Genomic DNA, 14,163 nt, shown 5'->3' on the forward strand with positions numbered 1-14,163 from the left:
CCTGAAATAAGTATAGGGCGAATAAAATTTCTATTCCAACCAGGGCCGAGCGCCGCGTTGGTGCGGCGCAATTCGGCACGGTTCAGGCATAGCGCTTTCGGGCATGGGCTTCGAATTCTTCGAGCGATTGGCCGCGCGTTTCGGGCACGGTTGTGATCGTGAAGATCAGGCCCACCACGGCAATGCCGGCGAAGATGAAGAACGTGGGCGCGATGCCGATGGTGGCAACAACCGGCGGGAAGCCGAACGCGACGATCGCGTTCGCCGTCCACAGCACGAACACACAAATGCCCATGGCGAAACTACGAATCTTGAGCGGGAAGATTTCGGAAAGCATCAGCCAGACCAGCGGCCCGAGTGTGCCCTGCATGGAGAACACGAAGGCCACCACGAACACCAGCACCACGTAGGGCTTGAACGCGGTATCGGGCATGTAGGCCGACGACAGGCCGACGAGCACGTGAAACAGCGCGATCAGGAAAAAGCCGCCAATCAGCATGGTACGGCGGTTCAGCTTGTTGATCAGCAGAATGCCCACGGTGATGCCCAGCACGCTGAACACGCCGTTCAAGGTGTTGGCGATCACCGCGCCGTTGCTTGAGAAACCGGAGTTTTCGAGAAGTTGCGTGCCGTAATACATGATGGCGTTAATGCCGGTGAACTGTTGGAACACGCCCAGCGTGGCGCCGATCAGGATCAACCGGCGCACCCAACGCTCGGACAAATCCGATACGCCGCCGGTTTTTGACTTGCGTTCTTTTTCGAGCAGGGCATCGACCTCGGCCATTTCAGCCTCGGCCCGGTTGGGGGAGCGAATCTGCTTGAGCACGTGCAGGGCGTCCCCTCGCCGGTTCTGATCTGAGAGCCAGCGCGGGCTTTCTGGTACGCGCAGCATGCCGACCAATAAGGCGAACGCCGGGATCACACCCATGATCAGCATGTAGCGCCAGACGTCGGGGTCACTTCCCCAGATATTGAGAATCACGGCGTTGATGATGAACGCGCCCAGCTGCCCGGACACGATCATGATCTCGTTACGGGTGACGATACTGCCGCGTTGCTCGGTGGGCGACATTTCAGCCAGATAGACCGGCACCGTCGTCGAAGCGCCGCCCACGGCCAAGCCAAGTATAAAGCGAAAAACCGAGAGAATCTGCCAGTTGGACGCCAGCGCCTGGCCGAATGTGCCGACGATGAATATGCCCGAGAGCAGCAGGATCGTCTTGCGCCGGCCGTGCCGATCCGCCATGCGGCCGATCACTGCGGCACCGATGGCCGCGCCGAACACGAGGATGCTGACGGCAAATCCCTGGGTGAACGGTGTCAAGCCCAGATCCTGTTTCATGGGGTCCACGGCGCCGTTGATCACGCCGGTGTCGTAGCCGAACAACAGGCCGCCGAAGGTCGCGATGAAGGCGATCATGCCCAGTTTTCGGGTATGCACGCCGGCGGCGTTGGGCGGCAGTGTGCTCGATAGTGATGGTTCTGGAGTGCTCACGGATCTCTCCTCCGGAAGGCAACGCACCACCGGCACAGGCCGGGGCACGATATACCCGGTGACATGCGACGGTGGCTGTGTCTGTTCGTTGAACGGGCCGAGCGCGCGACGTGCGTCCGATACGTTTCTAATCTGAGCTCGACACTACGATCCGCTTACCAGTCGGTCAATTTTTATATTTCATCCATTAGTATTATAGAATTAATATTCTATTATTTTACTATGACTGTTCCTCTTTTCTTTGACCCCAAAATCCCGGGAGCACGCCATGAAAAAGCCTCGTATCGGTATTCTGGGCGCTGGCTTCATTGCTGGTGTCCATGCCAACATCCTGGCGGACGATGACCGCGTTGAACTTGTCGGCGTGGCCGATCTCGTCGAAGACAACGCTGCGCGTCTAGCGACACGAATCGGCCACGCGCAAACCGGTTCATCGCTAGAAGATTTGTTCCGGATGGATGTAGATACAATCTATGTCACGACGCCGAACACACGGCATGTGGATCCAGTCGTCGCCGCGCTTGAACAAGGTTTCAACGTTTTCTGTGAAAAACCCATGGCCACCGATCTTGTCGGCGGCGACCGTGTTCTGGCTGCCGCACGCGATTCGGCCGGCGTCTATAACCTCGGCATGAACCGGCGTTACGCGTGGACACACGACAAGCTCAAGCAGCTCATCGACGACCGCCAGCTAGCACCAACAAGTGCCCAGTTCAAGCTCAACCGCGGCGAACTGCTGCGCCCGGCCTGGACGGCCGACCCAGCTCAAACCGGAGGCTTTCTCTACGAAACGACGATCCACCAAATCGATCTGTTGCGGTATCTGCTTGGCCCGATTGCCACCCTGCGCTGTGCGGCTCGACAGACAATTTCAAGCACCGAGTTCGATGATTTCTCGATGCTGTTCACGTTTGTTTCTGGCGCAACGGCCACGCTGAGTTCTTGCGCGCATTCGGGCTGGAGTTTTCCCTTCGAACGGGTCGAGATCTATGGACGCTACGCTACGGCCATGACCGAGGAGCTGGAGCGTGTGCGCTATGCACTGAATCTCGACGACACGGTGCACACCGAGGACTACACCCATATCGGCTTTGCCGATAAAGGCGGCTACGCAAAAGAAAACCGTCTGTTTGTCGATGCTTTGGTCAACGGTAGCGCGCCGCCGGTCGATGCCGAGGACGCGGCCGCACTCAACCTGTTGCTGGCCTGTATCTACGAAAGCGCGAACAACAACCAGGAGATCGACTTCGCGGCACGTCGCCGTGAACACATCGGCTGATGGACAAATAGCGCGAGACTTACCCGTGGAATAGACCGCGCCGCGCTATCTGCCTTGCTTTTATGGCCCGGCCGAATAGATCAGCAACGATGGACCCGATCGTAGTGCGACATGCGGGTATCGCGGGATATAACGGCACGCCGCGCCCAGCCGACTCTCGTGTGCCGATCAATCCTCGGCCACGTTCACCCAATGCCCGGCCCGGGCTGAATCGAGCGCCGCATCGATCACGCGGTGTACGGCGAGCGCATCGCTGAAGTTGGGCCACGCCTTCGGGCAGTGGCCGGTGCTCGCGGCGATGAAATCGCGCATTTGTATCGTAACCATGTCGTTGTAACCGGTGCCATGGCCAGGTGCCGGACAGAAGTCCCCGTAGTCCCGGTGGCTCGGCCCGATCGGGATACGTCGAAAGCCGGTCACACGGGCATCGTCGGTATGCGCATAGAGCTGTAACTCGCTCAAGCGCTCCTGGTCGAAAATGATCGTGCCCTTGGTGCCGACGATCTCATAAGACAGGCCCATCTTGTGCCCGGTGGCCACGCGCGAGACGTGCAGCGACGCGCTCACGCCGCGGACGAACCGGAGCAACAGATCGGCCTGGTCATCGTTTTCGACCGGCACGCGCTGGCCGGTATTGTCGTCGGGCCGCTCGCGATGAATGACCCGTGTCTCGGCCATGACCTCCGCAATCGGGCCGAGCAGCCAGTGCGCCATGCCGATGGCGTGCGAGCCCAGATCACCGAGCGCTCCGGCCTTGCCGGCCTCGGCGGCCCGCATGCGCCAGTCCACCGGCAAACCCGGATCCGCCAAAAAATCCTCCACGTGGACAATGCGTGCCGAGACGATCTCTCCAAGCGTGCCGTCGGCAATCAAATCCCGAGCGAGCTGGGAGGCCGGATTCTTGGGATAGTTGAGCCCGACCATGCAGGCTAAACCGGTTTGTTCCGCAGCGTCGCGCATTTCGATGGCTTCTGCCGTATGGCTGGCCAACGGCTTTTCGCACAAGACGTGCTTACCGTGTTCAAGTGCCGCCAACACCATTTCACGGTGCGGCAACGGGGCTGCAACGATCACGGCATCGATGGCCGAGTCAGAGACAAGCTCGCGCCAATCGCCGGTATATCGAGCAAAGCCCAGCCGTGCCGCGGCCCGCTCGGCTGATTCGACCGAACTGGTGGCTATCATATCGGCGACGGGCCGGGTATCGAGCCCGAAAACAGCCCCCACAGCATGCAATGCAAGGGTATGCGTCTTTCCCATAAATCCGGCGCCGATGACACCGACGCGCCATGTCTTGTCCATCGATAATCTCCCGGTCGTTCGTCGGGTTAGCAGCCCAACGTCGTGATCGTTTCGATATCCATCCACTGGCCGTCAGCGGCCGCAGACTTGCGTACGGCCTCGACGAACTGCAAGCCCAATACGCCGTCTGCCGTGTTTGGGTAATCCAGCGGGCCGCGTTCGGGCCGCACACCATCGCGACAGGCGGCGATCGCCGTGGCGGCATCGGAATAGATATTGGCAAAAGATTCCAGGAAGCCCTCGGGATGGCCGAGGCCGATCCGGGTCAGCGCTGCCGCCGCGTCGGACTGGGCAGCCCCGCCCTGTAGGATTGTTTCGCGACGCCCGTCCGGCCAGGCAATGGTCAGGTGGTGTGGGTCTTCGTGGCACCAGGTCAGTGAGGCCTTGGACCCGATCACGCGCAGACTCAGGCCATGCTCGGCGCCGGTTGCGGCCATGGTGATCCAGAACGCGCCGCGCGCCCCGCCCGCGAACCGCAGCATCACATTGGCGTTATCGTAAACCCGGCGGCCCGGCACCACGGTCGAGACATCGGCCGCAAGCGCTTCAAGCGACAGTCCAGACACATAACGCGCCAGATGATGGATATGCGTGCCCAGATCATAGATCACACTGGCTTCCCCGGCCTGGACCGGATCGGTACGCCAAGCGGCCTGCTTGTTGTCGGTGTCTTTTTCCACTTGGCCGGCGGCCCAGCCCGAGGCGAACTCGCCCTGCACCATCCGGACCTCGCCGAGATCACCTCGTCTTACACGCACGGCGGCCTCGCGCACCATGGCATGGGCGCTGTAGTTGTGGGTCAAAACAAAAACGAGTCCCTTCTTCTCGGCCAGTTCGTGTAACGCCAGCGCATCCTCGAGATCGTCGGTGATGGGCTTGTCACAGATGACGTGGATGCCATGTTCGAGAAACGCCTTAGATACGCCGTAGTGGCTGGCGTTGGGCGTGACCACGGCCACGGCCTCGATACCGTCGTCTCGTGCGGCCTCGGCAGCGGCCATGTCTTCATAACTGGCATAGACCCGGGACTCATTGACGCCCAGCTCGCGAGCAGCGGCGCGGGATTTCTCAGCATCGCGCGAAAAGGCACCGGCCACCAACGCATAACGCCCGTCGAGCCGCATGCCGGCCCGATGCGCCGTTGCGATCCCGGCTCCGGGTCCGCCGCCCACCATGCCGATACGAATAGGTTTCTCGAATGCTTTCATGAGGTTTGCCTCTTTGGGGGCTTTGTTCTTTCCTATCGCGGCTTACACAGATGACGCAGATTTGAAGACAAGTCATTCATTGACAGCCATCAGATCACGGCGTCGTCATGAGCTTCACATCCACTTATCTTCAATCTGTGAAATCCGCGCAATCCGCGGATAGTCTTTCTGTCTTACGATCTTTCAGCCCGAGCAGCCCGCTCAGACCGTGACCCAGGCCTCGGACTGGCAAGACTGGTCAATCGCTTCTAGGATGCGCTGGTTGTGGGCACCGAAGGCGAAGCTGGGAAAGCAGCCTTCATCGCCTGCGATGCCAGTCACCAGATCACAGACGTCGATCACCTTGGCGTCGTAGAAACCCAGGCTGCCGCCGCCGAAATCGAACGGGAAGAAGCCGGCGTATTGCGGCACCTGGGAGCCGGCCAGCAGCGTTTTGAAGCCGCGGTCGCGTTTGGGTTCGTCCATGCGAAAGACCTGCAGCTCGTTGAAGCGTTCGCCGTTCATGATGATCGTGCCCTCGGTGCCCGAGATCTCCCATTCCACGCCCATGATCTTGCCGGCGGCGATACGCGAGGACTCGACCACGCCGGCCGCACCGGAGGCGAACTTGACCAGACACTGCGTTTGGTCATCGTTTTCCACCGCCCGCCATTCGGCATCCGCCCCGGCCTTCGACGAATAGCCGGCGCCGGGATCGGCCATGGGGCGCTCGTCGAACACGATCTGCGACTGGCCGCAGACCCGATCGAAGTCACCCATCAGATACTGAGCCACGCCGATGACGTGGGCCCCCAGATCACCCAGCGAGCCGGTGCCGGCCGCGCCGCGCGAGCAGCGCCAGGACCACGGCAAATCGGGATCGTTGAAAAACCCTTGATCGAAGGTGCCGCGAAACCGCGTGAGGGTGCCGATCTCACCGCGCTCGATGATCTGTTTGGCCAGGATCGCGGCCGGTGTCTTGATGTTGTTGAACGACACCATGGTCTTCACGCCCGCGGCCTCGGCCGCGTCGCGCATCTCGTCGGCCTCGGCCGTTGACATGGCTAGCGGCTTTTCACAATAGACATGCTTGCCGGCCGCGATCGCTTCCAGCGCCATTTCGTGATGGAACTGGTTGGGCGAAGTGATATCCACGACGTCTACCGCCGGATCGGCGATCAGCGCGTGCCAGTCGTCGTAGGCCTTGTCGAACGCAAAGCGTGTCTTGGCCGCCTCGGCTAGCTCTTGGCTGACGTCGGCCACGGCATAAAGATGCGGGCGGCGCGGCAGGTCAGTATAGAGTGCGGCACAGCGCCAGAACGCCTCGGCGTGGGCCCGGCCCATGAAGCCGGTGCCGATGATGCCGATATTGAGTGGGTCGGCCATGAGAGATCTCCTTGTTTTTGATTGTCGACGCGCAGATGGGCGCCGGTCGCCGTATATAGAAAAAGCTGAGGCCAATACGGCGGTCGAAATCGCGCCGGGTTTTTTGGTCAGCGATCAATCGGTCTTGCAATCGGCGTGCATCGGCGTATCAGCGTCTGTAGTGCATTACTCGCCAAACAGAGACCGCACGGTGTGCATGGCCTTGTCGGCGTATTCGGCTGATGGGGCCTGGCCGGGATCTTGTTCGGCCTCGACCACAAGCCAGCCGGTATAGGCATCGCTCCTGGCGAATTCGATAACCGGCGAATAGTCGATATACCCGTCGCCCGGCACCGTGAACATGCCGACACGCACGCCGGTGTTGAACGATGCGTCGCGTTGGCGAACGTCGGCAAAGACATCGCGACGGATGTCCTTGAGATGAATATGGTTGATGCGACGGCCGTGATGAGCCAGCACACGGCCCAGATCACCGCCGCCGGCCACGATGTGCCCGGTATCGAACAACAACCCCACCGCGTCACCCGTCTCGGCCATGAGCCGATCGATTTCGGCCTCGGATTCGGCGACCATCATCAAGTGCGCGTGATAAGCCAGCTGTATGCCGTATTCGCGCGCCAGCGCTTCAGCGAACGCGGTTAAACGCTGGCCATAGGCGGCCCAGTCAGCATCAGCCATGACCGGGGAGGCGGAGAGCGGCTCATTGAGCGGATCATCGCCAGGCATGGCGCCAGTTTCGCCGTAGACCATCACACGCGCGCCGTTGAGCGACAGCACGGCGGCGTGCTGGGCCACGTTGGCCAGCTCGTCCTCGACGCTGATCTCCGCCAGCCGGCCGGAATACCAGCCGGAGACGAGATCGGCGTTGCCCGCAGCCAGAAGCTTTGCGACCGCCCCCGGATCAGTTGGAAACTTACGGCCCATTTCCACGCCTTCGTAGCCGGCGGCCGCGGCCTCGGCGATGAAGGTGTCCACCGGCGTGTCATTGCCGAACTCGGCGATCACATCGTTCGTCCAGCCCAGCGGATTGATGCCCAGCCGCAGGCCGTGCGGGGCCAGCAAATCACGTGTTTTTTGCTGGCTGGTCTGCCAGTTACGCACAGGCTGTTCCTGCACGTCGGATGCCGTCGTGCTCATGATGCTCTCCTGAGAAAAGACGCCGGACGCTTGGCGCCCGGCGAGCCGGTCAGTGGGTCGGCATGGTGAAGGCGTTGTCCTGGGAGACGTTGTCTTCGGGCCAGCGCGCGGTGATGGTCTTCAATCGGGTATAGAAACGCACGCCGTCGGCGCCGTGCACATGCAGCGGGCCGAACAGGCTGCGCTTCCAGCCGCCAAACGAATGGAAGGCCATGGGCACCGGGATCGGCACGTTGATGCCGACCATGCCCACCTCGATGCGTTCGGCGAAGCTACGCCCGGCATGGCCGGATTCGGTGAAGATCGAGGTGCCGTTGGCAAACTGGTTGGCATTGATCAGCTGGATCGCCTCGTCCAGGGATTCGGTGCGGGAAATACACAGTACCGGGCCGAAGATCTCCTCATCATAGACACGCATGCCGGGCTTGGTGTGATCGACGAGGCTGCCGCCGATGAAATACCCGTTCGGGTGCTCGCTGAAATCGGCCTCGCGGCCATCGATCACCAGCTCGGCCTCGTCGGCGGCGATACCGATATAGCCGGCCACTTTCTCGCGGTGCTCGGCGGTCACCAGTGGGCCCATGTCGTTGTCGTCGCCGTCGACCAGCGACGGGCCGACGCGCAGGTTTTCCAGTCGCTTGACCAGTGCCTCGCGCAGCTTTTCGGCGGTTTCCGCGCCCACGGGCACAGCCACCGAGATCGCCATACAGCGCTCGCCGGCGCTGCCGTAGGCCGCGCCCATCAGCGCATCGGCCGCGCCGTCGATATCGGCATCGGGCATGACCACGAGATGGTTTTTGGCCCCGCCCAGGGCCTGAACCCGCTTTTCGGCCTTGGAGGCCGTTTCATAGATATGCTTGGCGATCGGCGTAGAGCCGACGAAGCTCACCGCGGAGACGTCTTTATGCGTGATCAGGTGATTCACGGCATCGGCCTGGCCGTGTACGACGTTGAACACGCCGTCCGGCAGGCCGGCCTCCGTGAGCAACTCGGCCATGCGTACGGCGGCCGACGGGTCCTTGTCGGCGGGCTTCAATACGAACGTGTTACCCGTGGCAAGCGCGATCGGGTACATCCACATGGGCACCATCGCCGGGAAGTTGAACGGCGTGATACCGGCGCAGACACCCACCGGCTGGTACATGGAATAGCTGTCCACGCCGGTGCCCACATTCATGGAGTGCTCGCCTTTTTGCAGGTGCGGCATGCCACAGGCGAACTCGACCACCTCGATGCCGCGGGTCACTTCGCCCTGGGCATCGGAGAACACCTTGCCGTGCTCGGAGGCGATCATCCGGGCCAGTTCATCGCGGTGCTCGTCGAGCAGTGCCTTGTAGCGAAACAGCACCCGCGCCCGGCGTAGCGGCGTGGTGGCGGCCCAGCCGGGCAGCGCGGCCTTGGCTGCGGCCACGGCCGTATCCACGTCGCCGGCGTTGCCGATAGCGACTTCAGCCTGTTGCTCTCCGGTCGTGGGGTTGAACACGGCACCGCGCTCGCCGCTCTGGCCGGCAGTGGCCGCGCCGTTGATGAAATGTTGAATCTCGCGCATGGGTAGGTTCCTTTCTATGATTCGGTTCTATGTCGTCGAGCGTAGCGCGTCAGGCTGTGTTTGCCAGCGACAACCCGGCGCGCTGTGCCGTATCGCGAAGAAAACGATGGCTGCGCTCGGCCAGCGGCCACGAGGGCGCCACGCTCGGGTCCTGCTCGGCCTCGGCGACCAGCCAGCCGTCGTAGCCTAGCGCGGCCAGCCGTGCAAAGACGGCGTCAAAATCCAGATCGCCGTCGCCGGGGATCGTGAACACGCCGTCGACAACGGCATCCAGAAAGCTGGCGTTACGATTGTGCGAGCGCGCGATCACCGTCTCGCGCACGTCCTTGCAATGGACATGCACCACGCGCTCGCCCCAGCGGGCCAGCCAGTCCAGCGGGTCGCCGCCGGCGAAACGACAATGCCCGGTATCCAGCAACAGGCCAACGTGGTCGCCGGTGGCATCCATCAGCCGGGCCACGTCGTCGGTGGCTTGCACGGGCGTGCCCATATGATGATGAAACGCCATGCGCACGCCCTCCGCGGCGAGATAATCGGCCACGGCGTCAAGCCGCGGGGCCAGCCGCGCCCAGTCGGCCTGGGTCAGGCGCGGACGACGAGATACCGCCATGCCACGATCCAGATGCACACAGCGCGCGGTTTCGCAAAAGACCATCGTGGTCACGCCCGTGGCTTTCATGAGCGCCAGATGGCCCTGGAGCGCGGCGATCTCGGCGTCGGCGTCACGCGCCAGCAGATTCGAGGAATACCAGCCCGAGGCCAGCGCCACGCCGGCCTCGGCCAACAACGGATTCAAGGCCTCGGACGTGGTCGGAAACTTGCGGCCCATCTCCACCCCGACATAGCCGGCGGCTCGAGCCTCGGCCAGACACTGGACGAGCGGCGTCTCGTCGCCCAACAGCGGCAGGTCATCGTTGGTCCAGAGCAACGGGTTCACACCCAATCGAACAGACATCACGGGTCTCCTTCAGCGCTGGCGCTGCTTGTTGTTGTCGTAGTTCACGCGTCGCTGGCTCACGGCCTCGCGCGACGAAACCTCGGCCACCGGTACGTCCCACCAGGTGCCGCCCTCGGCAGTCGCCTTGTCGGCGTCGGTCTTGAGCGCGATTACCGTGGTGCGCTCGGCGGCCCGGGCGCGGGTCAGCGCATCCTCCAGTCCGGCGATGCCCTCGACCCATTCAGCGTGGCAGCCCAGCGATCGGGCGTGGGCAGCGAAGTCGATCTCAGGCGCGCCGTCGGGGGCCGTATTGCAGCCCTCGAAGAGGTTGTTGAACTCCACGCCGACCGTGGCCTCCTGCAGACGATGGATACAGCCATAGCCGCGGTTATCCAGGAGCACCACGATGAGCTTGTGGCCCAGCATGACCGAGGTGGCCAGCTCGGAATTGAGCATGAGATAGCTGCCGTCACCCACGGTGACGTAGACCTCGCGCTCGGGCGCGGCCATTTTCACGCCCAGCCCGCCGGCGATCTCATAGCCCATGCAGGAAAACCCGTACTCGACGTGATAACTGCCCGGCCCGCTGGCCTGGTAGAGCTTGTGCAGCTCGCCCGGCAGGCCGCCGGCGGCACAGACCACGGTGCCCGTTGATCCGGCCGCGCGATTGACAGCACCCAGCACCTGGCTGTCGGCCGGACGCATCGCCCCGTCATCGGCGGTCACTCGGGCGACCACGCGCTGCCAGTCGCTGCGCTCGCGGGCGGCCTGTTGTTGCCACGGCGTAGACGCCTGCCAATCGCCAAGGCGCTGGCTGAGTGCCTCGAGCGCGACCGTGGCATCGCTGATCAAGGCCTGCGCGCCGTGCTTGGCGGCGTCGAAACGCGCCACGTTGATACCGAGCAGCCTGGGGCCGTGATCCATATACAGCGCACGCGAGCCGGTGGTGAAATCCTGTAGCCGGGTGCCCAGCGCCACGATCACATCGGCCGTCTCGGCCAGCGTATTGGCCGCCTGCGTGCCGGTCACCCCGATCGCGCCGACGTTCTGGGCATGATCAGCAGCCAGCGTGCCCTTGCCGGCCTGGGTTTCGGCCACGGGCACGCCGTGGGTTTCGGCAAAACGCGCCAGTGCCTCGGGCCCGCCTTCGGCATAGAGCACGCCGCCGCCGGCGATGATCAACGGTTTTTCTGCGCCGCGCAGGACATCGATGGCCGCAGCCAGCTCGCGCGCATCCGGGCCGGGTTGGCGAACGCGATGCACGCAGGGTGCAAAGAATGTGGCCGGAAAATCGAAGGCCTCGGCCTGAACATCCTGGGGCAGCGCCAGCGTCGCCGGGCCGCAATCCACCGGATCCAGCAACGTGGCCAGTGCGTTCGGCAGGCTGGCCAACAGCTGTTCGGGCCGGGTGATGCGATCGAAATAGCGCGAGACCGGCACGAACGCATCGTTGACGGTGACCGACGGCGCGCCGTAGTGCTCGACCTGTTGCAATACCGGGTCCGGGGCACGCGAGACGAAGGTATCGCCTGGCAACAACAACACCGGCAGCCGGTTGGCATGGGCCAGCCCCGCGGCGGTGACCATGTTGAGCGCGCCCGGCCCGATCGATGACGTACAGGCCATCATCCGGCGCCGACGATGCTGCTTGGCAAACGCCACCGCGGCATGGGTCATGCCCTGCTCGTTATGCGCGCGATAGGTCGGAAACGTTTCGCGCTCGGCGTAGAGCGCCTCGCCCATGCCGGCAACGTTGCCATGGCCGAAGATGGCGAAGCAGCCGGCGAACAGCGGCACTTCGGCGCCGTCGATCTCGATGGCCTGCGCGGACAGATAGCGCACGAGCGCCTGGGCCGCGGTCAGGCGAATGGTGTCTTGGTCTTTCATGGCTGGCCTCCGACGGCCTGGCGCTCGCTCGTCTGGTCGGTCGCGGCGTGCCAGGTGGTGATCAGTTCGGCGTAGTTGTCGGCCACGGTTTCGATGAAGGCTTCATCATCCAGGCGCCCGGACAACCAGTCGCGTGCCGCCTCGGCAAACAGGGTGCGCCCGATGGTGAAGCCACGACAGATAGCCGAGGCGCCGGCAGCACGAAAGCCGGCCTTGACGTCGGCCATCGGCGCATCCAGGCCCAGCAATACCACGCCGCGACAGTGGTCATCGTAGCGCTCGATCACGCCGCGCACGGCCTGCCAGGCCTGCGCGTCCATGGGCGGCAGTTTCCACCAGTCGGGCCGGATACCCAGGTGATAAAGACGCTGCAGGCTGCGTGCGAGTGTGGCCTCGTCGGTGGCCATGTCTTTCGGCGGGATGATCTCGATGAGCAGCTCGTGGCCGCTGACGCGACGCGCCGCATCGAGCTGGCGCAGCCGGTCTTCCTGATCCAGCCGCAGCGTGATCTCGTCGTCCGGGTGATAGAAGACCAGGCACTTGATGATGTGCTCGGCCGGCCAGCCGACGAGCTGGCTGCCGATATCGTCGCCGTGCTGGAAACGCAGCGGGCGCGAGCCGGGCTGCTCCACCGGGCGGCCGATCCACCAGCCACGCCCGGTCATCGCGTTGAGCGCGTCCTGGCCGATCACGTCGTCGCAAAGCACGGCCGGCGTACCGGTCACGCCGGCTCGGGCCTTGCCCTGCTCGGCAGCGGTCACCAGTAGCGTCTTGAGCGGCGACAGACGGGCCGCGTCCACGCCAAGCTCAGCCGCCATATCGAACAGCTGGCTGCGGTGATCGAAGGCCAGGCCATGAATCGGGCCCCAGTCGGCCGGGTGACGCGTGGTCTTGGCATGCAGATCGTTCAGGCGCGCATCACGATCCGGACGGGGAACGTCATCACGGCGTTCCAGGTAATCGAACAGCTCGGCCTCGGTGGGCATGGCCGGGGCGCAGCCGTGGCGCGAAACCACCAGCGCGCCACAGGCGTTGGCATAGGTCGCGCAGGTCTCCCACGGCTCACCGCGCAAATAGCCGCGCAGAAAACCGGATATGAAGGCATCGCCGGCGCCCAATACGTTGAGCACCTCGACCTTCACGCCCTCGACCAGCACGCCGTCGTGCACGCTTGCCCCGATCGCGCCCTCGAAGATCGTGCAGCCCAGCGCGCCCAGTTTGCAGACCAACACGGCGTCGGACAGCTCACGCACCTTCTGGAGCGCGGCGATGGTGTCGGTGGTGCCACCGGCGATATGGAATTCTTCCTCGGTGCCCACGATGAGATCGAAATCCTTGACCCAGCGCTGTAGATGGGCCGTGGTTTCGGCGTCGTCGACGTAGCGGGTCTCGCCGTCGCCGGGCGCGGCCAGGCCCCACAGTACGGGCCGGTAATCGATATCCAGAATACGCTTCAAGCCGTGCGTGGCTGCAACATCGAGTGCCGCACGACAGGCGCCCTGGGTGGTCTCGGTCGACAGATGGGTGCCGGTGATGGCCAGCGCGCTCGCGGTGGCGATCCAGTCCGGATCGATGTCTTCGGCGGCGATCGCCATATCCGCACAGTCGCGGCGATAGAACAGCAGCGGGAACGTGTCGCGGTCTTTCAGGGCCAGGATAGCCAATGCGGTGAAACGCTCGGGGTCCACCGGCATGTGTGACGTATCCACGCCGGCGCGCTGAAATTCCTCAACCACAAAGTTGCCGAACTGTTCGTTACCCACGCGGGTAAGCATGGCCGAGCGCAGTCCCAGCCGCGCGCTGCCGTAGGCACAGTTGCCGGAGCTGCCCCCGAGATATTTGGCAAAGCTCGACACGTCTTCCAGGCGCGCGCCGACCTGTTGGGAATACAGATCGACCGCGGCCCGGCCGAGACAGATGAGATCAAGTGGCTTGTCTGGCATCGAGAACTCCGACATCGAGGAACGACTGTTTCAGTCCGTTCGCATGTGGATTATTTAT

10 protein-coding genes are annotated in these 14,163 nt (G+C 63.3%); 1 reads left to right on the top strand and 9 read right to left on the bottom strand.

From position 1 onward, the window contains the following. Positions 1-82: 82 nt before the first annotated feature. Positions 83-1,498 carry a sugar porter family MFS transporter gene (locus SAJA_RS14890; protein WP_123659461.1) on the bottom strand — a complete coding sequence of 472 codons (1,416 nt, stop codon included), beginning with the start codon at positions 1,496-1,498 and terminating at the stop codon, positions 83-85. A 268-nt stretch (positions 1,499-1,766) separates the two neighbouring features. On the opposite strand from SAJA_RS14890, the gene SAJA_RS14895 reads away from it, so the two are divergent. Then, positions 1,767-2,777 (top strand): Gfo/Idh/MocA family protein, encoded by a 1,011-nt coding sequence (locus tag SAJA_RS14895; RefSeq protein WP_123659462.1) that lies wholly within the window; start codon positions 1,767-1,769, stop codon positions 2,775-2,777. 168 nt (positions 2,778-2,945) lie between these two features. On the opposite strand, the gene SAJA_RS14900 is transcribed toward SAJA_RS14895, so the two are convergent. From SAJA_RS14900 to SAJA_RS14935, 8 genes are all read right to left on the bottom strand, one after another. Beyond that, complete coding sequence (locus tag SAJA_RS14900; protein ID WP_123659463.1) at positions 2,946-4,079, bottom strand: Gfo/Idh/MocA family protein; 1,134 nt, start codon at positions 4,077-4,079, stop codon at positions 2,946-2,948. Between the two features lie 26 nt (positions 4,080-4,105). Then, positions 4,106-5,287, bottom strand: coding sequence for a Gfo/Idh/MocA family protein (locus SAJA_RS14905; RefSeq protein ID WP_123659464.1), 1,182 nt, complete (start codon positions 5,285-5,287; stop codon positions 4,106-4,108). Between the two features lie 201 nt (positions 5,288-5,488). Then, the gene (locus tag SAJA_RS14910) at positions 5,489-6,652 is read right to left on the bottom strand and encodes a Gfo/Idh/MocA family protein (protein ID WP_123659465.1); all 1,164 of its coding nucleotides are present in this window, start codon (positions 6,650-6,652) and stop codon (positions 5,489-5,491) included. Between the two features lie 165 nt (positions 6,653-6,817). Continuing rightward, on the bottom strand, positions 6,818-7,711 hold the full coding sequence (gene iolE, locus SAJA_RS14915; RefSeq protein WP_425471675.1) for a myo-inosose-2 dehydratase: 894 nt from the start codon (positions 7,709-7,711) through the stop codon (positions 6,818-6,820). Positions 7,712-7,838: 127 nt separating this feature from the next. Then, positions 7,839-9,338, bottom strand: a complete 1,500-nt coding sequence (locus SAJA_RS14920) for a CoA-acylating methylmalonate-semialdehyde dehydrogenase (protein WP_123659467.1) — start codon at positions 9,336-9,338, stop codon at positions 7,839-7,841. Between the two features lie 49 nt (positions 9,339-9,387). After that, positions 9,388-10,293, bottom strand: a complete 906-nt coding sequence (gene iolE, locus SAJA_RS14925) for a myo-inosose-2 dehydratase (protein ID WP_123659468.1) — start codon at positions 10,291-10,293, stop codon at positions 9,388-9,390. Positions 10,294-10,305: 12 nt separating this feature from the next. Beyond that, positions 10,306-12,162, bottom strand: a complete 1,857-nt coding sequence (iolD, locus tag SAJA_RS14930) for a 3D-(3,5/4)-trihydroxycyclohexane-1,2-dione acylhydrolase (decyclizing) (protein WP_123659469.1) — start codon at positions 12,160-12,162, stop codon at positions 10,306-10,308. Continuing rightward, positions 12,159-14,105, bottom strand: coding sequence for a bifunctional 5-dehydro-2-deoxygluconokinase/5-dehydro-2-deoxyphosphogluconate aldolase (locus tag SAJA_RS14935; protein ID WP_245963349.1), 1,947 nt, complete (start codon positions 14,103-14,105; stop codon positions 12,159-12,161). The genes iolD and SAJA_RS14935 overlap by 4 nt, the downstream gene beginning before the upstream one ends. Positions 14,106-14,163: the final 58 nt, after the last annotated feature.

Source organism: Salinisphaera japonica YTM-1, assembly GCF_003788585.1.
GTDB classification, from domain to species: domain Bacteria; phylum Pseudomonadota; class Gammaproteobacteria; order Nevskiales; family Salinisphaeraceae; genus Salinisphaera; species Salinisphaera japonica.

Excerpts from the sequence above, each read along its gene's own strand:
- SAJA_RS14895 (WP_123659462.1), top strand. The coding sequence starts at position 1,767 with ATGAAAAAGCCTCGTATCGGTATTCTGGGCGCTGGCTTCATTGCTGGT.
- SAJA_RS14900 (WP_123659463.1), bottom strand. The coding sequence starts at position 4,079 with ATGGACAAGACATGGCGCGTCGGTGTCATCGGCGCCGGATTTATGGGA.
- SAJA_RS14905 (WP_123659464.1), bottom strand. The coding sequence starts at position 5,287 with ATGAAAGCATTCGAGAAACCTATTCGTATCGGCATGGTGGGCGGCGGA.
- SAJA_RS14910 (WP_123659465.1), bottom strand. The coding sequence starts at position 6,652 with ATGGCCGACCCACTCAATATCGGCATCATCGGCACCGGCTTCATGGGC.
- SAJA_RS14920 (WP_123659467.1), bottom strand. The coding sequence starts at position 9,338 with ATGCGCGAGATTCAACATTTCATCAACGGCGCGGCCACTGCCGGCCAG.
- iolE (WP_123659468.1), bottom strand. The coding sequence starts at position 10,293 with ATGTCTGTTCGATTGGGTGTGAACCCGTTGCTCTGGACCAACGATGAC.
- iolD (WP_123659469.1), bottom strand. The coding sequence starts at position 12,162 with ATGAAAGACCAAGACACCATTCGCCTGACCGCGGCCCAGGCGCTCGTG.
- SAJA_RS14935 (WP_245963349.1), bottom strand. The coding sequence starts at position 14,105 with ATGCCAGACAAGCCACTTGATCTCATCTGTCTCGGCCGGGCCGCGGTC.